The sequence below is a fragment of the Paenibacillus sp. Z6-24 genome, from assembly GCF_054161335.1.
Window position 1 is genome coordinate 3376789 of record NZ_CP096398.1, and the last position, 20890, is coordinate 3397678.

Sequence of the window (20890 nt, forward strand, 5' to 3'; positions counted from 1 at the left end):
CCCCTTTACGGTTTCTCTTCATCCTCAGTAAGTAATTTTAAGATGTAATACATCCTTCTACCTTATAGTACAATAATTTTCTGCTATCTTCTAACTTTTAAGCAAAATAATTACCGTTAAATTACAATTTCTTGCAGAAGCGATACTCAAAATGAATTAATATGTAATAATAATCACTATTAGTAGAAAAAATACATACAGCCTGCTTCCGGAAAACCGTGCAGGCTGTATACATCTTCTATGATCAATCACCGATTGTCCATTATTGGGACAGGCGCAGAGCCAGCTCATATGTGGCATGATCAAATTCTTTTTTGCTGTTAACGACTTTGTCGATATCAGTCAGTACGAGTTCGCCTTTGATTACGCCGCAGGCTTTGTCAGACTCGCCTTCAATCAGCTTGCGTACCGCAAAGTCACCGAGTAGACTCGCCAGGTTGCGGTCACGGGGTGTTGGCGTTCCACCACGCTGGATATGTCCGAGTACAGTTACACGAGGCTCCAGGTTCGGGTACTGCAGATGCAGCTGCTCTGCCACATCTTCTCCGCGTCCAGCGCCTTCAGCGACGATAATGATACTGTGACGCTTGCCGCAGGCAAAGTTGTGATGCATACGATCGGCGATTTCCTTGAGATCGAACGGCACTTCCGGCACCAGGATAGATTCCGCTCCGGAAGCCAGTCCCGCGTGCAGGGCGATATCACCGCAGTGACGACCCATAACCTCTACGATGGATACACGTTCGTGCGAAGACATCGTATCACGAAGTTTGTTGATCGCATCCACAACGACGCCAACCGATGTATCAAAGCCGATCGTGTAGTCGGTATACGAAATATCGTTATCAATTGTACCCGGTAGTCCCATCGTATTGATGCCCTGCTTGCTCAGCTTGTTGGCACCCTGGTAGGAACCATCGCCACCAATAACAATCAGACCTTCGATACCATGCTTGCGCAGAATATCGGCGCCTTTTTGCTGACCTTCGAGTGTCATGAACTCTTTACAGCGTGCGGATTGCAGAATCGTTCCGCCGCGCTGGATAATGTCACCTACGCTGCGCAGATCCATCGGGAAAATGTCTTCATTGAGCAGGCCCTGGTAACCGCGCTGAATACCGCATACTTCAAGACCATAGTACAGACCGCTGCGCACAACGGCGCGTACGGCTGCGTTCATACCCTGGGAGTCTCCTCCACTTGTTAATACTGCGATTTTTTTAACTGCTGATTCTACTGCTGACATTGTGATGTCCCCCTTGTTAATGTTCATACATATACTTACGAATCCAGCGGCTGTTCACCATGAAAAAGACACGTGTTAACGGGCCTTTACGCATGAGACGCCTGGAGACGGTTCGCACTTCCTGCTGCTCACTCACTTTGGGATCCGATAAATACAGGGCTACCAATCCTTCAATAATCATGCGATGAAAGGAAGTTCCCGGGATGCTGTCGACATCCCTGCGTGCCCAGTCCACAATCTGCTCGATCCGCTCATACATCGTATCCGGCGAATCATAATAATTGCAGAAATTCAGGTCACCGCCGCGGCGGTCTTCCTCCTGGTCAATCACATAGTCCAGCATAATATGCAGACAGCATACATGCGGGAAATAGGCGGAATAGACCTGCTTGGCACCTGTATCATCCAGACCGGAGCCGCTTGCCGCAAGAAACAGCATAAACACACCCAGAGTCGATCCTGTCGCAGCAGCAAATTCATTCCATTGCAAATGAGGAGTACGATATTTATTTTCCGACCACCAGTTAAGCAGTGCAGACTCTCTCAGCTCAGGAGCAATATGTTTGTGCACCTGCAAGTCACAATATAATCCTACCAGATCACGTACGTAAGGAAGTACTGCATCATAATCAGGAAGCTGGCGTATGTTCTGCTGGCAGGTTTTCACCAGCGCTTCCAGATAGCCACCATCCTCCTGCTCACTTCGCAGCCTGTAGTAATTCACCGGCTGCGCATCCGGCGTCACCGCGTCCAGCATCGATTGATGCAGCAGACGAAAGTCATCCGGGTCCATTGATGTACTGCGATCACACAGATTATCCAGATAATCACTAATGGTCTGAAACGCGACGATTAACGGAAGCAGAATATGACGCTGGGATATGTTAGCCACCGCATAGATGGCTCCCCCTTCACAGTGAAACTGCTTGGTAGCGATACTTGCAAGCGCCTGTTTCCTGAGTTCCTCGTCCGGCATACGTTCTGCCATACTGCGCCAGACGTCCAGCTCCTGGCGTACCTCCGGCAAACCATACTTATACACCCGCTGCATCAGCGAGATTGCATTGCGGGGAAACGGGTAACGACTTTGCATCATATCATTCAATGGGCTGCCTCCACTTGGTTGTCTGTTGAACCTATCTCCATTATCATACATCATATTATTTACTCCCACAACGTGGCAACCGGTTTCGTCACACTGCGTCAGATCAGCTTTTTTGGTAATTTTCCTCCTTTTTGCAGGGCTTGTGGGGAACGATAATCAAAACCACATTTTTCACAGGAAAAGGTAACAATAATCAATTAGAATAGTTGCCTTTCACGGGCGGATCCCTGCAAATATCGAATTAAGCAACAATATAATCCAAATGTGAAATTGGCGTTACATAATACCCATTACCCTGTTTTTTTCATGCCGTGTCGTTATTTTCACAAAAATAAAGCGGGCCTTGAGATCATCTCGTGCCCGCTTTATCTGTCCACCTTCAAAAAAAGAGGTGCGAAATATGCTCTTGCCTGCCTGCTGATATCAATTCAGCACGGTTTTTTGTAAAAATTCCTGTGTACGCTCTTCTTGGGGAGCGGTAAAGAACTGCTCGGCAGCTGCCTTTTCGACAATATTGCCGTCATGCAGCAGCACTACCGTATCGGCAACTTCCCGCGCAAAATTCATCTCATGGGTAACGACGACCATTGTCATTCCTTCTTCGGCGAGTTCCCTCATCGTCTTGAGCACTTCACCCACCAACTCCGGATCAAGGGCCGAAGTCGCTTCGTCAAACAGCATAATATCAGGCTTCATCGCCAGGGCACGCGCAATAGCCACTCGCTGTTTCTGTCCGCCGGACAGTTTGTTCGGATACACATCCGCCTTGTCTTCCAGATCGACTTTGCGCAGCAGTTCACGCGCTTCCTGAATAGCCTGCTGTTTGGGAACCTTTTTGACCATAATAGGGGCTTCGATAATGTTCTCCAGCACCGTTTTGTGCGGAAACAGGTTAAAATGCTGGAACACCATGCCCACCTTTTCACGTACTTTGTTCAAATCGTCCTTTTTGGGATCAATCTCCTTACCTTCAAAGCGGATAATGCCGCCGTCCTTTTTCTCCAGAAAGTTCAAACAGCGCAGTAATGTACTTTTACCTGATCCGCTGGCTCCGACCAGACAGACGACCTCACTCTCGGCAATCGTAAGATCGACTCCTTTTAAAACCTGGAGTTCTCCGAATGATTTGGTTAATCCTTCGATCGCTATCATTTCTTTTTCCGGCATCATCAATCATTCCCCTTCTGTACGGTGTCTGAAAACCGAGAATATTTACCAATAATCATCGTTCACTGACCGCCATTCTCCGCTCGAACATGCGTACCAGAAGTGTGAGAATGCCGACCAGGACCAGATAATAGATAGCCGCAATCAGTAGATAGGTCATCTCGTCAAAGTTATTGGAACCAAGCGTGGTTGCTACGTTGAACAATTCATTCATGGAAATGAACGCGGCCAGCGAGGAGTCCTTGAGTCCGATAATAAACTGGTTGCCCAGCGGCGGCAGTGCACGGCGGAGAGCCTGTGGTAAAATAATGCGCCGCATCGCCAGGGAAGGTTTCATTCCGAGCGAACGCGCTCCCTCCATCTGTCCTTTGTCAATCGACTGAATCGAGCCACGGAAAGTCTCGGCAATATAGGCTCCGTTATGAAAAGCGAGTGCCAGTGAGGCTGCCCAGAAGTCAGGGATCAGGAACAATCCGCTCAGACCAAAATAAAGAATAAAAATCTGTACGATCAACGGTGTACCGCGAATCAGATAAATATATATATCCGAGATCAGGGCAAGCACCCGAAAACGCGAAAGCTTTAACAGGGCAAAAAATAATCCAATTACAATCCCGATCAGAATTGATACAACCGTAAGCTGGAGCGTAAGCAGCATGGCTTTGACCAGCAGGTTGCTGCTGCTGCCGAATGCTTCAAAAAAGTGGGCAATTTCATTCATCCCTTCACTTCCTTTCCCGGGGTTCCTTAGTATGGGTGAGTGGTTTTTCTTAAGTTTTACTTGGGTTTGACGGTAATGTCTTCATCAAAGTATTCGATGCTGATTCGCTTGAGTGTGCCATTCTGGCGCATATGTTCCAGTGCTTCATTAATTCTTTTGAGCAGCACAGGATTGTCCATCGGCACCACTACAGCCTGTTCGCTGCGTTCAATCAACTGCTGTTCTTTTACTTTGAACCCTTCCTTGATCGCACTTTTTCCGGTAACGAAATCGGTAATGACAGCATCATGGCGGCCATCGCTGAGCGCCTGCAGAGCCGTAATATCGCTGTCATATGTATTTACGTTATTCGTATAACGCTTGGCGATATCCATGTAGGTGGAACCTTTGGCAACAGCCACTTCCTTGCCGTCCAGATCATCGGTAGTCTTGATATCACTATCCGGGCGGGTAAAAATTTGCGGTCCCGAATAGTAGTACGGGGTGGAAAAAAGAACTTCTTTTTGGCGCAGCTCATTGATCGTATGACTGGCAACGGCTGCATCGGCGCGGCCCGTTTTGACCCCCTGCACCAGACCCAGAAACTTCATTCGTTTGGGTACCGGTTCAAGCCCCAGCTCTTTGGCAATGGCTTTGCCGACTTCAATATCAAAGCCTGACATCGTCAGATCATCATTCAGGTAACTGAAAGGGCGGAATTCTCCTGACGCAGTAAAGATAAATTTGTCCTTCTCAATCAATTCGGTATTATCCGCCAGCTTTTCTTTCTCTGCGCAGCCGGTAACCAGCAGCAGAACAGCCATCGGCAGCAGCAATATACGCCACAGGCTGTGTAGTAACTTTTTGTTCATCATCTGTCCCCCTCTCATCTTAAACATTCATTTTGAATATTTTATATTTACCCAACTTTGCTAAATATATGACATTAAAGAAATAATTGTATTATTTACTCGCAATTATCTTCTGTTATCTGCTGTTAGATTTATAACAATCTGGAATACCGCGGCAATCCCTATAATTTAGAGATCAAAGCGCGTTTAACGGATTCCAACCGGATTACCGGTCCTTTTTGTAAAAGACAGCAGGACCGGTTTCACGGCAGGATCGACTACGATGGATGCTAAAATACGGTTAAACTCAGAAAAGGACCGGCAGCTGCTGCACCCCATATACCATCGGACTTGGCAGCAGCTTCAATTCCTGTCCTTGCTTGGCATGAAGATCAGGAAAGCGGTCCAGCAGTACATTCAAGGCTGTACGTGCTTCCAATCGTGCCAGCGGAGCGCCCAGACAGAAATGTACCCCCATGCCAAAGGCCATATGTTGGTTGGGGTGACGATCGATTCGGAACTGGTCTGCCGCCTCAAACTTGTGCTCATCCCGGTTGGCAGAGCCCATCCAGGCTGTGATCAGCTGGTCTTTACGGATCAACTGGCCGCCCAATTCCACATCTGCTGCAGCTTTACGTACCATACCCTGTACAGGTGAACGATAGCGCAGTGATTCTTCAATTGCCGTATCCAGCAGTTCCCGATTCTCTGCCAGCTGTCGCCAGCGCCCCGGTTCTTCGGTCAGACAGATAATTGCATTGCCAATCAGGTTGGTCGTCGTCTCATTACCGGCGACCAGCAGCAGCAGGCAGAAGCTGAGCAGATGCGGCAGATCCAGCTTTTCTCCTTCCACTTCAGCAGCCAGCAGGGCCGATACCAGATCCTGCTGCGGCTGCTGTCTCCGCCGCTCAATGACCTGCATAAAGTAGCCATACAGCTCACGGGAAGCCTGATTTTTACGAGCTGCGAGCTGCTGCGGCGTCTCTTTCGTACCGCTGAAGCCTTCCACCAGTGTATCCGACCATCCCTTGAACAGAGCACGGTCTTTCTCTTCTACACCGAGCAGCTCAGCAATAACAATGACTGGCAAAGGGAATGACAGATCGCGGATAATATCCATGCCTTGTTCGGCCTGTACCTCATCCAGCAATTCATGCGTAATCTCGGCAATACGCGGACCCATCGCTTCAACCGCTCTCGGGGTGAATGCCTTGTTTACGATGGAACGGTACTTTTTGTGCTTGGGCGGGTCCATCATGAGCAGCATGTCTGACTGCTGTCCATCCATCCCCCGCCGGGTCTGCGAACTGAATGATTTGTAATCGGACATGACGCGGTGCACATCGTCATAGAGAAACACATCCCAGCTGTTTCTTTCCTCATCATAGTAAACCGGAGACAGCTGACGCATCTGGGCATACCATGCAAAGACAGAACCTGCCTGCTTGACGCCCCGTGGAACGATCATGTTGGGGGATAGCATTGTCGACGCTTCCGAATTCGAATCCATTCTATCTTCCTCCCTGCTCATCGGTGGAGATGTCGGTACAGCCTGCATGTACGGGTATACGTTCATCTTTACTTGTACTGACCCTCAAGTACGCTTTTTGCAACATCTATTTTCCAATTTTGTTCAAGATTTAGAGGATAAAAAATTTCAGATTTGTTGGCAGGTTGTTTGTTGTAGTAATTATTTATCAAAAAATTGTACAAGACAGATTCCATTTATGGTTGACTGCTGGTGATTTTTTCGTTACCAATTAGTAATGTATTATGTATACAAGATTACGGACACAAAAAAAGCACAAGCCCCTTGAGAACAAGGAGTCTTGTGCTGTAACTAACATATGGATGACTAATCTAAGATGCTCAATGTATAAGTGATCCGCTAGCGGATATCAGTCTTATAATTTTACAACGTTAGCTGCTTGAGGACCGCGGTTACCTTCAGTAATGTCGAACTCTACTGCTTGGCCTTCGTCCAAACTTTTGAAACCGTCGCCTTGAATTGCAGAGAAGTGTACAAATACATCTTCGCTACCTTCAACTTCGATGAAACCGAAACCTTTTTCTGCATTAAACCATTTAACTGTACCTTTCACGTAAACAACCTCCTAGAATAGCGCCATCTGTGACGCGTGTCTTTATTATATCGCAAACGATTTCAAAATGCAATGAAGTTAAAGCCTTTGATTTGCAATTCCCGGGGTCAAAGGGTATGATTTTAGCAAAAGAACAGGGAGCTAATGAAATGATCAAAAAACATCTGATTTACAAAAAAGACAACTGGAACATGATGACTGTAGAAGTGAATGGGCGCGAACTTATTCTGCGTGAGATCTCCGATGAATGGGGCGAGGAAACGCATAAATTTCTCGGTCGTCCGGAAATGATGCAGTGGGCAAGCGACCGTTTCCCCAAGGAGAAATTCGATACGGAAGCGGAATGGGAAGAACTGATGAACGCCTTCCGGGAGGTCTGATTCGCCGGATGAACTATACTGCTATTGTTATTTTTATTATCCTTGCCTTTGTGCAGGGTTTTATATTGATTGCCTACAAGAACAGCATCCCGCCGCAGTTCAAGCGCTGGCTGGCCATCTTCGCCATCGTGATGTTGCTGCTGGCCTTTTTCCTGATGATCTGGGGAATACTGATGGCTGCCAATCCGGGCACATAAAGCTCTACACTTTGCTTCCCTACACCAATGATCTGAGGAGGAATTACGTATGCAGAAAGTACTGAAACGTTCCGAGATATCTCCGGAAAACTGTTGGAATCTGAATGATATGTTCGCAGACCAGCAGGCCTGGGACCAGACTTATGATGAAGTAAAATCCATACTGCCCGAAGCGGAGCAGCTGCAGGGCAAGCTGAATACAGCGGAAGCGGTCAAATCCGCTTTTGAACTGGAAGACCGCGTCTCTCTTCAGGTCGAACGTCTATATGTCTATGCTCATATGCGTCAGGATGAGGATACCGCCAATCCTACATATCAGGCGCTCACTCAGAAAGCCAAAAAGATCAGCGTGGACGCCAGTCAGGCCCTTTCCTTTATTACGCCGGAGATTCTCGGCCTGTCCGACGAAAAACTGGACGAGCTGCTGAATGCTCCCGAACTGGAATCCTACCGCTTTACCCTGCAAGAAATGAAACGTGAGAAAGCGCACGTACTGACCCAGGCGGAGGAAGCACTGCTCGCTCAGGTGGGCAACCTGTCCCAGGCACCGCAGACCATCTTTGGCATGCTGAACAATGCGGATCTGAAATTCCCGAACATTATCGATGAAAATGGTAATGAAGTGGAATTGACGCATGGCCGCTATATTCAGTTCCTTGAAAGCCCGCATCGTGAAGTACGTGAGCGTGCTTTCAAGGCCGTCTACTCTACCTATGCTCGCCAGAAAAATACGATTGCCGCTACACTGAGCGCCAATGTAAACAAAAATATCTTCTATTCTACGGTGCGCAAGTACCCTTCCGTGCTGGAAATGTCGCTGTATGGTGATAATATTCCCAAGGAAGTCTATACGAATCTGATCGATACCATTCATGAAGGTCTGCCGATTATGCATCGCTATATGGCGCTGCGCAAAAAGCTGCTCGGCGTGGACGAGCTTCACATGTATGATCTGTTCGCCCCGCTCGTGGAAGAATTTAAAATGGATATCACTTATGAAGAAGCCAAAGCAATCGTCGCCGAAGGACTCAAGCCGCTCGGTGAGGATTATCTTACTTCCCTGAACAAGGGTTATAACGAAGGCTGGATTGATGTCTACGAAAATGAAGGCAAACGTACTGGTGCTTACAGCTGGGGCGCTTATGGCACACATCCGTATGTGCTGCTGAATCACAAGGATAACCTGAACAGCATGTTCACACTGGCTCACGAAATGGGTCACGCGCTGCATTCGTATTATTCCGATAATGCGCTCTCCTATCGTGATGCACAGTACACCATTTTCCTGGCTGAGGTTGCTTCCACTACCAATGAAGCGCTGCTGATGGATTATCTGCTCAAGAAATCCACAGATCCAAAAGAAAAAATGTACCTGCTGACCTATTATGCGGATCAGTTCCGTACCACCGTATTCCGTCAGACGATGTTTGCCGAGTTCGAGATGCTCGTCCATGCCCGCGCCGAAGCCGGAGAATCGCTGACTCCGCAGGAGTTGTCCAAAATCTACTATGACCTGAACGTGAAGTATCATGGTGAAGGCATGACCGTAGATCAGGATATCGAAATGGAATGGGCACGTATCCCCCATTTCTACAACAGCTTCTATGTGTACAAATATGCGACAGGTTTCTCCGCAGCGACCAGTTTCTCCAAGCAGATTCTCGAAGAAGGCCAACCCGCTGTCGATCGCTACTTGGGCTTCCTGAAAAGCGGCGGCAGTGACTATTCCATCAACATCCTGACCAAAGCAGGCGTGGATATGTCCACTCCGGAACCAATTCGCGAAGCGATGAGCGTATTTGAGCAGCTGGTCAGCGAGATGGAACAACTGGCGAAATAATGCAGCTTCTCCCCCAGCGATTAATTCGTTTCCAGCTTTTTATTCGTATCCTTTTTAATGGTGCAAAATAAAGCAAGCAGGAAATGTTTATGTCAGGTACGAATACTTTATATAAGTGAATAAGGTGTTTGCTGACCTTAGACGATCTCGAAGGGGGTTATTTTAGAATGAAATTTCAATGGTTATTAATTCTGGGACTGATTTTTGCGCTGATCATTGCAGTATTTGCCGTCATTAACGTAGATCCGGTACAGGTCAATCTGCTGTTTGATATGGTACAGATTCCCCTGATTCTGCTGATTCTAGGCTGTGCATTGGTCGGCGGTCTGATTGTCGGCTTTTATGGCATCTACCGTCAGTATCGTCTGCAGCGTCAGATCAAGATGCTTCAGGCGCAGGTTGCCGAACTGAACGCCGGATCGGTAACAGGTGACCGTACTGCCATGAACGATGTGAACTTTGATGCGATGCATGATACGACAGACACTGCTTCGTCATCGCATTTCTCGGAACGCAAATTATAATCCAATTCCGCTCTACCGTATGGAAAAATCCACTTGCTTCCCGGCAATCTGTATCTCTGCCGGACAGTAAGTGGATTTTTCATGACAACGCCTTTATCCATTTTTTCACATATATTCGTTTCATCTACATTAGTTAAGATCAAAGGAGATTGCCCATGTCCATTACAATTAACCGTGAATATACCCTGTCTCTGCTGAAGGAACTGCTGTCCACTCCAAGTCCTACCGGCTACACCCACCATCTAATCGAGCGTCTTCGTGCAGAAGGAGACAAGCTCGGTACTACCACCTCCCTTAATCATAAAGGCGGCCTGATCATTACCCTGGATGGACAAGATCATTCCCGGACGATCGCCCTTAGCGGTCATGTCGATACCCTGGGCGCCATGGTACGGTCGATCAAGCCGGAAGGCACGATTCGTCTGAGCATCGTCGGCGGTTTCAGTATGAACAGCATCGAGAATGAATACTGCACGATCCATACCCGCGGTGGAAAGACTTATACCGGCACGATTCTGACGACCAAGCCGTCGGTGCATGTGTATGATGATGCAGAACAGCACAAGCGCACCGAAGAGAATATGGAAGTCCGTATCGATGAGCTTGTCTCTTCCAAGGAAGATGTCGAAAAGCTGGGCATTATGGTCGGTGATTATATTTCCTTTGACGCGCGTCCGGTCATTACGCCAAGCGGTTATGTGAAGTCCCGTCATCTGGATGACAAAGCGAGCGTAGCCGCGCTGTTCGGCTTGCTGGAATCGGCGCATACCCATAACTGGAAGCCATCACACCGGGTACAGATCCTCATTTCCAACTATGAGGAAGTCGGTCATGGTGCCGCTTATATTCCGGGCGAAATCGATGAGATGATTGCTGTCGATATGGGATGCATTGGTGATGATCTCAGCTGCAAGGAAACGGATGTCTCCATCTGTGTCAAAGATTCTACCGGCCCGTATGATTATCATATCACCGGCAAACTGGCTGAACTCGCACGTGCGGAGCAGATTCCATTTGCCCTGGATGTGTATCCTCATTACGGATCGGATGCTTCGGCTGCACTACGTGCCGGCAACAATATCCGGGCGGCACTGATCGGTCCGGGTGTTCATGCTTCGCACTCCATGGAGCGTACGCACAGTGATGCCATTATCAACACCGCTCGTCTGCTGGGTGCTTATATTACAGCTTAAAGTGCTTGTCCGTCTGGCTTTAGAACAAAGAACCCTCTGATCTGCATATTCTCCATAAGAGAATCCTTTGCAGAACAGAGGGTTCTTTGATTACTGCCTGTCTATTTGAGGCTGATAAGTGACCTGTATATTACTGTTGCTCGATTTTTTCGGCAAGTTCATTCAGATAGGTCCAGCGTTCCATCAGCCGTTCCATTTCCTGCTCAGCTGCGGCCTGTTCGGTCATCAGTTCCTGCAGACGTACCGAATCGTTGAAGGAAGCCTCCATCTCGGTAGTGATCCGGTTCAGGTTCTGTTCAGCCGCTTCGATCATGCTGTCGATCTGCTCGTATTCCCGCTGTTCCTTATAGCTGAACTTCAACTTATCCCGGGAAGTACTGCGTTTTCCCTGCTCCCCCGTATTATCGGCTGCTGCAGGGGCAGCAGTATTTTTACCGGTAGCAGCTGTAACACCCTGATCATTCCAGGCATCCGTTTTGGCCTGGTGAGCGGTACGTTCTTCGTATTCACTGTAGTTGCCGGCATGAATACTCACAATACCGTTTCCTTCAAAAGCAAAAATCTTGTCGCAGGTGCGATCCAGGAAATACCGATCATGGGATACGACCAGCACGACGCCAGGGAAGTCATCCAGGTAATCTTCCAATACGGTCAGTGTCGTAATATCCAGATCGTTGGTCGGCTCATCCAGCAGCAACACATTGGGCGCGCCCATCAGCACACGCAGCAGGTACAGTCTGCGCTTCTCTCCGCCCGACAGTTTGGCAATCGGGGTCCACTGGGCCGAAGGGGTGAACAGGAAGCGCTCCAACATCTGGGAGGCGCTTACGGAGCTGCCGTCCGATGTACTGACCACTTCCGCCACTTCCTTGATATATTCGATCACCCGCATCGTCTCGTCCATTTCCTGATGTTCCTGGGTAAAGTAGCCGAATTTGACGGTCTGCCCGGCAATCACACTGCCGCTGCTCGGTGTAAGACGGCCGGAAATAAGATTGAGCAGCGTCGACTTGCCTCGTCCATTCGGTCCAACAATACCGATCCGGTCCCCAGATACGGCATGATAGGTCAGATCGTGAATCAGTTCGCGTCCACCGAGGCTTAAGGAGACATGATCCAGTTCGACAATCTGCTTGCCCAGACGGGAAGAAACCGTCGATACCTGCATCGATTCATCCCGGCGGCCGGGTGCGTCATTTTTGATTTGTTCAAAACGGTCGATCCGTGCCTTTTGCTTGGTCGTACGTGCCTTGGCTCCGCGGCGAATCCAGGCCAGCTCGCGCCGGAACAGATTTTGCCGTTTGTCCTCTGCAGCGGCTTCACGTTCTTCCCGATCGGCCTTGAGCTCCAGATAGCGGGAATAGTTGGCTTCATAACGGTACAACTGACCATGATCCAGCTCCAGCATGACAGTCGCTACACGATCCAGGAAATACCGATCATGCGTAATCATCAGCAGTGCGCCGCGCCGTTTCTGCAGGTACTGTTCCAGCCATGTCACCGAATCATGATCAATATGGTTGGTCGGCTCATCCAGAATGAGCAGTTCTGCCGGCTGGATCAGCGCTGAAGCGAGAGCTACCCGCTTGCGTTGACCGCCGGACAGTGTACCCATCAGGGCGTCATAACGGCTGATTCCGAGCTTGGACAGAATGTTTTTGGCTTCACTTTCCAGCGACCAGGCATCCAGTCGATCCATATCCTGACTGATCTGCACGAAGCGGTTCTGGACATTCGTATCTTCCGGATGCAGTTCCAGCTGTTCCATCACATTCATATAGGCGCTGACTGTCTGCAGTTCTTCTCCACCGCCTTCAAACACCTGACGGAGTACGGTTGCTTCAGGATCATAGGGCGGATTCTGCGCCAGATAGCGGATGCGTACGCTGTTATTGACCACGACGTTGCCGCCGTCCGGTTCTTCCAGACCGGCGATGATTTTGAGGAAAGTCGATTTCCCCGTACCATTTACGCCGATAATGCCAATCTTGTCGCGATCCTCCATGCCAAAGGATGCGTTATCAAACAATATTTTATCGCCAAAGCTTTTGCTCAGCGCTTCTACCGTTAATATGTTCATTTGGACTCACCTTCTTGGGAACGTTGTCCCGCTAATTGATCTTCGCTGTTAATCTGCTTCAGGCACCCTTCCAGAAATAATCCGGCTACAAACGAGGTGCGCTCATGCAGCTCCTGTTCCGTAAACTCGGGGTTAAACATAATATCCATCTTAACCCGGTCCAGCATCCCGATATAAGATTCCGCACACCAACGCGGCTGCTGTACCTTCCCATCGATAAGGATCTGCTGGACAACCTCCATATACCGGAAAATAAAATCACGCATATAGGCCATCAGTTCCGGATCGTTGTTCGGTGCACGGAATACGAGCTTGGTATACTGGCGCCGTTCAAAATGATACGTCGTATGATGGGCTGCAATAACATGCAGTTTGTCCGCCAGCTGCCGACAGTGTTTCAGCGCTTCCTCCAGCTTCTCCAGGAAGTTTTCGCAGTCGCGCCGGGTGACAGCCAGACACAGTTCTTCTTTACTTTTAAAATATAAATATACCGTTCCCTTGGCAATTCCGGCCCGATGCGCAATGTCTGAAATTTTCGTCTCGTAAAAACCGTCCAGTCCGAAAAGTTCATAGGCAGCGTCCAGTATAAGTTCAAGTTTGTCTCCTGTTGTGCCGCTCATCCGCCCACCTCCTCTATCTACAGCTTACCCCGATCCGGTGCAGGCTTAAGCTAAATTAAAAATAACAGCGCAGCCGCTCCACCCATAATGGAGCTGACCGCATTGACCATATCATTATTCATCCAGCGCCAGCCGCGATCATATACGGTCGGCTGACCACAGTGAATACGGGTCTCCACCTGTTTGTCACATACTTTACAGCAGTACATCAGCTGCATGGTCGCACCCAGATAGGAATCCGCAAAACAGCCCACCAGACCGCCAACGAGACCAGCCGCCAGCATCAGCCAGCCGCTGTTCAACCAAGAGGATTCCATCGCCATACTGCTGGCAGTCGGCAGCGGCGACAGGGTCGCAAACAGCCAGGCCGCCAGGCCGATAATGAGACCCGCGAGAGCCGCAGCTGTCGTGCCGCGCACCGAGACGCCGCCCGATGCTCCTGGCTCCAGTACACGGCCATTCAGCACGGAACGCGGCGGCCTGCGGCTGAGACTGCCGATCTCGGTCGCCCACGTATCGGCGGTCACGGTAGCCATAATGCCGATAAAAGCAAGCGTCCAAGCCGGATGCGGCCAGACCGCATTGCCAATACAGAGCAGCATGCCCAGCCCGCCATTGGCAAACACCTGCCCCGCATCCCGGCGGGAACCTTTAGCGTAATCCTGTTCGATCTTGCGCTTGCGTTCCCTTTTCATGCGGGATAATACGCTGCCGCTGATGAAGAACAGAATCAGCAGACCGAACCAGAACAGATTGCCTGCTCCGTAGTATACGGTTCCCATTACCATCGCCGCGAGCGCGCCGGAAGTCGACAGCCAGTGCTTGTGATAACCGAGCGCCGCAAGCAGACCGGCGCATACGAAGCCAATCAGCCAATCCATCATTATTCCGCGATCCGGCAGGTTCCCAGAGACGTACCTGCATAGATCAGTTCGAATGTATCACCAGTTGCGACAGGACCTACACCCTCCGGTGTACCGGTGAAAATAATATCGCCCGCTGCCAGACCATATGTCTCACCGATATGCGCAATAATCGTATCCAGGGGGAAAATCATATTGCTTGCCGATCCCAACTGTACCTGCTGACCGTTCTTGAGCAGCGCAAACTCCTGATTCAGCCAGGCATCATTGTCCGGGAAAGGAATAAATTCCGTTACCGGCGCCGAGTTTTTGAATCCTTTGGCTGCGGTCCATGGGTGACCTTTTTGCTTGAGCCCCGTCTGTACGTCACGCAGAGTAAAATCAATGCCCAGCGCCAGACCATCCACGAGCTGCTCGGCTGTCATGCCCGGTTCATAATCACGACCGATCCGTACGACCAGCTCTGCTTCATAATGAATACCTCCCTGGTTAAAAGGAAGCTTCAATTCGGCATTTTCCAGCTTCACGGCAGCATGGGAAGGCTTCAAAAAGATCATCGGTGACGTAGGAACTTCGTTGCCCAGCTCCTCGGCATGAAGACGGTAATTGCGGCCTACACAGTATACGTTTTGAATGGCAGTCATTGAACATTCTCCTCTGTATATGAATTGGTTCGATCTATGCAAGCTGTGAAAACTATGAGATGGCGTTTCCCTTGACATCAAACCGGATCGTGCCGGATAACGTCTGCAATCGTCTCAATAGCGCCTGTGCCTGTTCTTCAGTCATCGGCACCGGCTGGCCCAGATTGGCCGTATAAGGAATAACCTGCATACTGCAGTTTCCCTTCACCGTGCATTTCGCCTGGAATACTGCGGTATCCCACGTTTTCTCTGTCAGTGAACGGGTAAAAATGAAATTGCCGGTGCTGTAGGCGATCCATTTGCCCTTATACTGCTCCAGTCCCTGGAGCACATGCGGATGTCCGCCAATGACCAGATCGGCTCCAGCATCGACAAAGCGATGGGCCAGATCGTTCTGGTGTGCTGCTATTGTATCCGAACGTTCTACGCCCCAGTGAGCGATAACAACGACCAGATCCGCCTCACTGCGGGCTTCACGGATAGCCGCTTCCGCGGCGGTGGCATCGTAGGCCGTTGCTACGCCGGGCTGATTGGTTCCGGCATTCCAGCCGGTCTCCGGAATAACACGACTGAAGCCGAGCAGCGCAATTTTGATACCTTTGCGCTGGAAATAAACAGGCTGATAGGCACGCTTGCTGTCATTGCCTGCCCCTACATAGCTGATCCCGCTGCTGTCCAGCTGACTGATCGTATCCTGCAGGCCGGTAATGCCCTGATCCAGAATATGATTATTCGCCAGATTCACTGCATCGATGCCTGCTGCGGCCATATGCGAGAGCGCCTCGGGTGACGACTTGAAGGTATAGGTTTTATCCGCAGCCGTGGTCGCCGAATCCGTTACCGGCGTCTCCAGATTGACGACCGACAGATCGTCGGATGTGAACAGCTTGCGAATGTACTCATACGGATAATCATATCCTTTTTGAGCCAGCAGTTCACCGACTTTGCCGGAAAACATAACGTCGCCGCCAAAGTTCATCGTGACGGTCTGTCCGGATAGTGCTGTATCGGTCGCAGGCTGCAGGTCTTCAGAAGGATCGGCGGACAATTTGTCCGGCTGTGCCTGTGGTAAAGGCACCTGCGCAGGCTCTGTATCGGTACGAACCGAATCGGCGGCCGAAGATTCTGATTGGTTGGCAGATGGTGCTGCGGTATCTTTGACAGAATCTGCCGCTGCTGCCATCTGGTCAGACACATCCGATGACTGCCCCGACCAATCGACAGGCTGTTCCGCTGCCGGGAAATCGGCTGCTGTCTGTTGTTCCTGTGGTTGTACAACGTGCAAGTAATACGCTCCGACCAGGACAATCGCAAGTGCGAGTACGGTATTCAGCATAATCCATAGCCGAATCCGGCGTCTGCGCCGTCTTTTGGTATCGAGTCTCTGTTGACGGGATTGTTCTGATCTTGTGGTATACATGAAATACTCCTTTGATGATACGTCCTGTCTATTATAGCAGGTTACACTTACAGGCGGAAAGCACAGAGCGTATGGCAGAATATAGATGGGATGAGCGTCCAATACATAACCTGCTGCGGATATCGGGATAGGTGCTGCTATTGCTGCATCAGCAGATTGAAATGTATTGTTCTGCGCATACAAAAGCCCTTCATTATGAACATGAAGGGCTTTTGCTGTATGACTTTTCTCATTCGTTTTATTCATTTAAATAAAAGATTCTGCAGAACTCCTTGCTAACTAGCGTACTTCATCCGGCTGCTGCACAACACGCTGGGCTTCCGCAGCGGCTGCATCGCGGGCTGTACGGATACAGTCAGGTAATCCGACACCATCATAGCCGGCGCCCAGCACAATCAATCCTGGACGCTGCTCTGCCAGTTCGGCGCGCATTGCCGCAATATGATTTATATGCCCCACCGGGTACTGCGGCATCGAACGATGCAGCCGTGTAATTTCTGTAAAAATTGGTGCTGCCTCGATCCCCATCAGTTCCTTCATATCATGAAGTACACGGCGGGTAATCTCCTCATCACTCTCATCCACAACTTCTTCATCCCCTGCACGACCTACGTAAAAACGCATCAATACACGATCATCCGGGCTGGTATGCAGCCACTTGGTCGATGTCCATGTACATGCAGTAATCGTACGTCCTTCCTTGCGCGGTACGAGGAAGCCGGAACCATCATATTCAGTCTCGATATCCTTGCGGTCAAAAGCCATGACTACATTGGCGACCGATACATAATTAATCCGGTCGAGTGCTGCCGTATCGACATGCGGCTTGAGCAGCGAAGCAGCGGCAAATGTCGGAACCGTTACGATGACATGCTCTGCTTCCAGTGTACTGCCATCACTCAGGCTGACCGTATAGCGTTCATTATTATACTCAATCGACACAGCTCCTGTATTCAGCTTCAGCTGTACCGAGTCGGCCAGCGACTGCTCCAGGCGTTCGGTCAGACTCTGCAGTCCGCCGCGGAAGGTGTAAAAAGCGCTCTTCTTGGTGCCTGTGTGGGTCTCAACCGGCTTGCGTCCGGTATTCATACCTTTGATCAGACTGCCATACTCGCGTTCCACCGCGCCGAACTGCGGGAATGTCGCCTGCAGGCTCAGCTTGCGCGTATCTCCGGCATAGATGCCTGCCAGCAGAGGCTCGGTTACATTTTCCAATACTTCCTTGCCCAGACGGCGCTCGATAAAGTCGCCCAGCGACTCATCTTCCCCGTCCATTTTCGGCGGCAGCAGGAAATCTTCCAGTGCGCGGATCTTGCCGTCCATCGAGATCAGATCGCTTTCCATAAATGGACGCAGTTCGGTCGGAATGCCGAGCACTAGGCCCGATGGCATCGGATGCAGCTTGCCGTCATGAAGAATGTAGGTTTTCTTGGCATTCGGATTGGTCGTTACCAGATCGTCTCCCAGCCCTACCTCCTCGGCCAGTTCGGTCATTGCCGTCTTGCGGGCCAGATAGGAATCTGGCCCTTTCTCGATCACAAACCCGTCACGATGCAGCGTATGCACCTTGCCGCCGAGCGATCCGGATTGCTCCACCACCGTAATCTGCGGTGTCAGCTGCTGTTCCATCAGAAATTTGCGCATATAAAAAGCGGCACTCAGACCCGTAATTCCGCCGCCTATCACTACGACACGACGTTCGGATGAAGTCATTACACATGCACCTCTTTGTATTTGCGCAGCACTTCGTCAGCGAGCAGTTCCATGTATAACGGGTCCGTATTGAGGGAATCAATCCGCATCAGGCGCATATCGATCTCCTGTGCCAGCTCCTGGGCTTCGATATCCAGATCATACAGCACTTCCAGGTGATCGGAGACGAATCCGATCGGAGCGACGAGTACGTACTCGACCTGCTCCTCACGCAGTTCCTGCATCGTATCCAGCACATCCGGTCCCAGCCATGGCTCGGCTGTACGACCGGCACTCTGCCAGGTGAACTGCCAGGATGGCACGTTGGCGCGCTCCGCAATCGCTGCTGAAGTCTCCAGCAGCTGATCCCGGTACGGATCGCCCATGCTCAGGATACGTTCCGGCAGACTGTGTGCGCTGAACAGTACACGTACCTGATCGCGTGTAGCGCCCGCTTCTTCAAACAGCTCGAGCTTGGCATTGACACGATTGGACAGCGTCTCGATCAGCTTCGGATGCATATGATAGCTCTCGATAAACGAGATATTCAAATGATGCTCTTCGGCGGTCTGCTTGGCACGCTTGATATACGTACCTACACTCATCGTCGAATAATGAGGAGCCAGCACGATGCCTATCGCCTCGGTAATGCCGTCTTTTACCATTTGCTCCACACCGTCTTCGATAAAGGGAAATGCATGCTTGAGCCCCTGGTAGCATACAAATTCCACATCGGTATCGGCAGCAAGCTCGTTCAGCGCGTTTTGCATACCGGCTACCTGGTTGTCCGTATTTTCACGCAGCGGGAATACCCCGCCGACAATCGCTTCATAGCGGTCTTTCAGTTCCTTAAGCTGTTCCGGGCTTGGCGCATTGCCCCGGCGAATATGCGTGTAGTACGCTTCAACATCTTCCAGGCTGGCAGGAGTACCATAAGACATTACGAGAACACCAATTTTTTTCTTTACCATTACAGATCACCTCAGTCAAAGTAGTAGACGGTCATTGGGATGTTGTACGCTGCTTCAGGACCTGTGCAGAATAGTCATGCACATAGTCGGTCAATTCTTTTAATTTATCAATCGAAGCTTCCGGGAACAGCCCGTGGCCCAGGTTGAAAATATAGCCCGGCTGCTGCAGCCCTTCATCGATAATGCGCTTGGCATGCTGATGAATCAGCTCGGACGGACCGGTCAGCACATAAGGGTCCAGGTTCCCCTGTACCGCATAGCTGCCGCCCAATCGGCGGCGTCCTTCGTTAATCGAGACGCGCCAGTCGAGACCGATCACATCCACCGGCAGACCATTCAGCTCCGGCAGCAGTTCGCCCGAGCTTACACCAGGGAAATAGATCTTCGGCACATCCAGATCGCGCAGTTCATCAAAAATATACTGGATGGTCGGCAGTACATAGGTTCTGAAATCAAGTGGGGAAAGCGCACCGACCCAGCTGTCGAACAGCTGGAAGGCTTTGCCGCCGTTCTCCACATGCTTGCGCAGATAGGTGGCGACCATATCGCCCAGCTTGCGCATCAGGCTGTGCCACAATTCCGGCTCGCTGTACATCATCGTCTTGGTGCGGATATAGCTCTTGGACGGACGTCCCTCGATCAGATAGCTGGCAATGGTGAACGGTGCGCCGGCAAATGTAATCAGCGGCACCTCCAGTTCCCGGTCCAGAATACGGATCGTCTCCAATACATGGGACAGATCGCCTTCCACATCTATCGGGGTAAGACGTTCCACATCGGCTGCCGTGCGAATCGGATTTTCGATCACAGGTCCGATATTTTTGACGATATCAAAATCAATGCCGATCGAAGCGACAGGATTCATAATATCCGAATATAAAATGGCCGCATCGACACCCAGCTTGCGAACAGGCATCAGGGTCACTTCGGCCGCCAGCTCAGGCTGCTGACAGATTTCCAGCAGACTGTATTTTTCTTTGATTTTCTGATAGTCCGGATCATAGCGCCCTGCCTGTCTCATATACCAGACCGGCAGACGGTCGATATCCTGCTTGCGACAGGCGCGTATGAAGGAGTCATTATAAGTCATGAATGGGTCCTCCGCGTCAGTAGTTAATGGGCTTGACGTTCCTGCTGTCAAACACATCCAAATTATTTTCCGCAATAAAAATATTCACAAGTTAATTATGCGCTTTTTCCGGAGAGGTAACAACCTCCCTACTATGAATATCCAATGACAATCCTATGAACGGGGATGGACAGGCGGAGAAAGGCAAGAATAAAATAAATACAGC

At 50.2% G+C, this 20890-nt stretch carries 20 protein-coding genes; 5 read left to right on the forward strand and 15 right to left on the reverse strand.

The window, feature by feature from the left end; genetic code table 11:
• Positions 1 to 262: 262 nt before the first annotated feature.
• The 7 genes from pfkA to M1D61_RS14690 all read right to left on the reverse strand — a co-directional run bounded on the left by pfkA (position 263) and on the right by M1D61_RS14690 (position 7171).
• Complete coding sequence (gene pfkA / locus M1D61_RS14660; RefSeq protein ID WP_046215648.1) at positions 263 to 1246, reverse strand: 6-phosphofructokinase; 984 nt, start codon at positions 1244 to 1246, stop codon at positions 263 to 265.
• A 16-nt stretch (positions 1247 to 1262) separates the two neighbouring features.
• A complete protein-coding gene (locus M1D61_RS14665; RefSeq protein ID WP_458119369.1) occupies positions 1263 to 2351 on the reverse strand; it encodes a tetraprenyl-beta-curcumene synthase family protein in 1089 nt (362 codons plus the stop codon).
• A 423-nt stretch (positions 2352 to 2774) separates the two neighbouring features.
• Positions 2775 to 3521 carry an amino acid ABC transporter ATP-binding protein gene (locus M1D61_RS14670; RefSeq protein ID WP_458119371.1) on the reverse strand — a complete coding sequence of 249 codons (747 nt, stop codon included), beginning with the start codon at positions 3519 to 3521 and terminating at the stop codon, positions 2775 to 2777.
• A gap of 52 nt (positions 3522 to 3573) precedes the next feature.
• Positions 3574 to 4239 (reverse strand): amino acid ABC transporter permease, encoded by a 666-nt coding sequence (locus M1D61_RS14675; RefSeq protein ID WP_458119373.1) that lies wholly within the window; start codon positions 4237 to 4239, stop codon positions 3574 to 3576.
• A gap of 56 nt (positions 4240 to 4295) precedes the next feature.
• Positions 4296 to 5093 (reverse strand): transporter substrate-binding domain-containing protein, encoded by a 798-nt coding sequence (locus M1D61_RS14680; protein WP_458119374.1) that lies wholly within the window; start codon positions 5091 to 5093, stop codon positions 4296 to 4298.
• 283 nt (positions 5094 to 5376) lie between these two features.
• Positions 5377 to 6579 carry a cytochrome P450 gene (locus tag M1D61_RS14685; protein WP_458119376.1) on the reverse strand — a complete coding sequence of 401 codons (1203 nt, stop codon included), beginning with the start codon at positions 6577 to 6579 and terminating at the stop codon, positions 5377 to 5379.
• 394 nt (positions 6580 to 6973) lie between these two features.
• Positions 6974 to 7171, reverse strand: a complete 198-nt coding sequence (locus M1D61_RS14690; protein WP_046215644.1) for a cold shock domain-containing protein — start codon at positions 7169 to 7171, stop codon at positions 6974 to 6976.
• A gap of 149 nt (positions 7172 to 7320) precedes the next feature.
• Between M1D61_RS14690 and M1D61_RS14695 the strand changes: the two genes are divergently transcribed.
• The 5 genes from M1D61_RS14695 to M1D61_RS14715 all read left to right on the forward strand — a co-directional run bounded on the left by M1D61_RS14695 (position 7321) and on the right by M1D61_RS14715 (position 11305).
• Positions 7321 to 7551, forward strand: a complete 231-nt coding sequence (locus tag M1D61_RS14695; protein ID WP_458119377.1) for a hypothetical protein — start codon at positions 7321 to 7323, stop codon at positions 7549 to 7551.
• Positions 7552 to 7559: 8 nt separating this feature from the next.
• Complete coding sequence (locus M1D61_RS14700) at positions 7560 to 7748, forward strand: hypothetical protein (protein ID WP_046215643.1); 189 nt, start codon at positions 7560 to 7562, stop codon at positions 7746 to 7748.
• A 49-nt stretch (positions 7749 to 7797) separates the two neighbouring features.
• Positions 7798 to 9588, forward strand: coding sequence for an oligoendopeptidase F (gene pepF, locus M1D61_RS14705; protein ID WP_458119379.1), 1791 nt, complete (start codon positions 7798 to 7800; stop codon positions 9586 to 9588).
• A 167-nt stretch (positions 9589 to 9755) separates the two neighbouring features.
• Positions 9756 to 10112, forward strand: coding sequence for a LapA family protein (locus M1D61_RS14710; RefSeq protein ID WP_458119380.1), 357 nt, complete (start codon positions 9756 to 9758; stop codon positions 10110 to 10112).
• Positions 10113 to 10267: 155 nt separating this feature from the next.
• Complete coding sequence (locus tag M1D61_RS14715) at positions 10268 to 11305, forward strand: M42 family metallopeptidase (protein WP_458119382.1); 1038 nt, start codon at positions 10268 to 10270, stop codon at positions 11303 to 11305.
• A 130-nt stretch (positions 11306 to 11435) separates the two neighbouring features.
• Here M1D61_RS14715 and M1D61_RS14720 read toward each other — a convergent pair whose 3' ends face one another.
• The 8 genes from M1D61_RS14720 to hemE all read right to left on the reverse strand — a co-directional run bounded on the left by M1D61_RS14720 (position 11436) and on the right by hemE (position 20685).
• Positions 11436 to 13385, reverse strand: coding sequence for an ABC-F family ATP-binding cassette domain-containing protein (locus M1D61_RS14720; RefSeq protein WP_458119383.1), 1950 nt, complete (start codon positions 13383 to 13385; stop codon positions 11436 to 11438).
• Positions 13382 to 14005, reverse strand: coding sequence for a TetR/AcrR family transcriptional regulator (locus tag M1D61_RS14725; protein ID WP_458119384.1), 624 nt, complete (start codon positions 14003 to 14005; stop codon positions 13382 to 13384). Before M1D61_RS14725 ends, M1D61_RS14720 begins: the two co-directional genes overlap by 4 nt.
• A 50-nt stretch (positions 14006 to 14055) precedes the next feature.
• Complete coding sequence (locus M1D61_RS14730) at positions 14056 to 14886, reverse strand: DUF92 domain-containing protein (protein ID WP_458122517.1); 831 nt, start codon at positions 14884 to 14886, stop codon at positions 14056 to 14058.
• 2 nt (positions 14887 to 14888) lie between these two features.
• A complete protein-coding gene (locus tag M1D61_RS14735; RefSeq protein ID WP_458119385.1) occupies positions 14889 to 15512 on the reverse strand; it encodes a fumarylacetoacetate hydrolase family protein in 624 nt (207 codons plus the stop codon).
• Between the two features lie 52 nt (positions 15513 to 15564).
• Positions 15565 to 16932: a CapA family protein gene (locus M1D61_RS14740; RefSeq protein ID WP_458119387.1), complete on the reverse strand. Its 1368-nt coding sequence runs from the start codon at positions 16930 to 16932 to the stop codon at positions 15565 to 15567.
• A gap of 279 nt (positions 16933 to 17211) precedes the next feature.
• Positions 17212 to 18645 carry a protoporphyrinogen oxidase gene (gene hemY, locus M1D61_RS14745; RefSeq protein WP_458119388.1) on the reverse strand — a complete coding sequence of 478 codons (1434 nt, stop codon included), beginning with the start codon at positions 18643 to 18645 and terminating at the stop codon, positions 17212 to 17214.
• Positions 18645 to 19595: a ferrochelatase gene (gene hemH / locus M1D61_RS14750; RefSeq protein ID WP_458119389.1), complete on the reverse strand. Its 951-nt coding sequence runs from the start codon at positions 19593 to 19595 to the stop codon at positions 18645 to 18647. Before hemH ends, hemY begins: the two co-directional genes overlap by 1 nt.
• Before the next feature lie 31 nt (positions 19596 to 19626).
• Entirely contained in the window at positions 19627 to 20685 is a 1059-nt protein-coding gene (hemE, locus tag M1D61_RS14755; protein ID WP_458119391.1) for a uroporphyrinogen decarboxylase, read from the reverse strand.
• Positions 20686 to 20890 lie beyond the last annotated feature (205 nt).

Excerpts from the sequence above, each read along its gene's own strand:
- M1D61_RS14740 (WP_458119387.1), bottom strand. The coding sequence starts at position 16,932 with ATGTATACCACAAGATCAGAACAATCCCGTCAACAGAGACTCGATACC.
- M1D61_RS14720 (WP_458119383.1), bottom strand. The coding sequence starts at position 13,385 with ATGAACATATTAACGGTAGAAGCGCTGAGCAAAAGCTTTGGCGATAAA.
- M1D61_RS14735 (WP_458119385.1), bottom strand. The coding sequence starts at position 15,512 with ATGACTGCCATTCAAAACGTATACTGTGTAGGCCGCAATTACCGTCTT.
- hemY (WP_458119388.1), bottom strand. The coding sequence starts at position 18,645 with ATGACTTCATCCGAACGTCGTGTCGTAGTGATAGGCGGCGGAATTACG.
- hemH (WP_458119389.1), bottom strand. The coding sequence starts at position 19,595 with ATGGTAAAGAAAAAAATTGGTGTTCTCGTAATGTCTTATGGTACTCCT.
- pepF (WP_458119379.1), top strand. The coding sequence starts at position 7,798 with ATGCAGAAAGTACTGAAACGTTCCGAGATATCTCCGGAAAACTGTTGG.
- hemE (WP_458119391.1), bottom strand. The coding sequence starts at position 20,685 with ATGACTTATAATGACTCCTTCATACGCGCCTGTCGCAAGCAGGATATC.
- pfkA (WP_046215648.1), bottom strand. The coding sequence starts at position 1,246 with ATGTCAGCAGTAGAATCAGCAGTTAAAAAAATCGCAGTATTAACAAGT.
- M1D61_RS14675 (WP_458119373.1), bottom strand. The coding sequence starts at position 4,239 with ATGAATGAAATTGCCCACTTTTTTGAAGCATTCGGCAGCAGCAGCAAC.
- M1D61_RS14695 (WP_458119377.1), top strand. The coding sequence starts at position 7,321 with ATGATCAAAAAACATCTGATTTACAAAAAAGACAACTGGAACATGATG.
- M1D61_RS14680 (WP_458119374.1), bottom strand. The coding sequence starts at position 5,093 with ATGATGAACAAAAAGTTACTACACAGCCTGTGGCGTATATTGCTGCTG.
- M1D61_RS14670 (WP_458119371.1), bottom strand. The coding sequence starts at position 3,521 with ATGATGCCGGAAAAAGAAATGATAGCGATCGAAGGATTAACCAAATCA.
- M1D61_RS14730 (WP_458122517.1), bottom strand. The coding sequence starts at position 14,886 with ATGGATTGGCTGATTGGCTTCGTATGCGCCGGTCTGCTTGCGGCGCTC.
- M1D61_RS14715 (WP_458119382.1), top strand. The coding sequence starts at position 10,268 with ATGTCCATTACAATTAACCGTGAATATACCCTGTCTCTGCTGAAGGAA.
- M1D61_RS14685 (WP_458119376.1), bottom strand. The coding sequence starts at position 6,579 with ATGGATTCGAATTCGGAAGCGTCGACAATGCTATCCCCCAACATGATC.
- M1D61_RS14710 (WP_458119380.1), top strand. The coding sequence starts at position 9,756 with ATGAAATTTCAATGGTTATTAATTCTGGGACTGATTTTTGCGCTGATC.
- M1D61_RS14700 (WP_046215643.1), top strand. The coding sequence starts at position 7,560 with ATGAACTATACTGCTATTGTTATTTTTATTATCCTTGCCTTTGTGCAG.
- M1D61_RS14725 (WP_458119384.1), bottom strand. The coding sequence starts at position 14,005 with ATGAGCGGCACAACAGGAGACAAACTTGAACTTATACTGGACGCTGCC.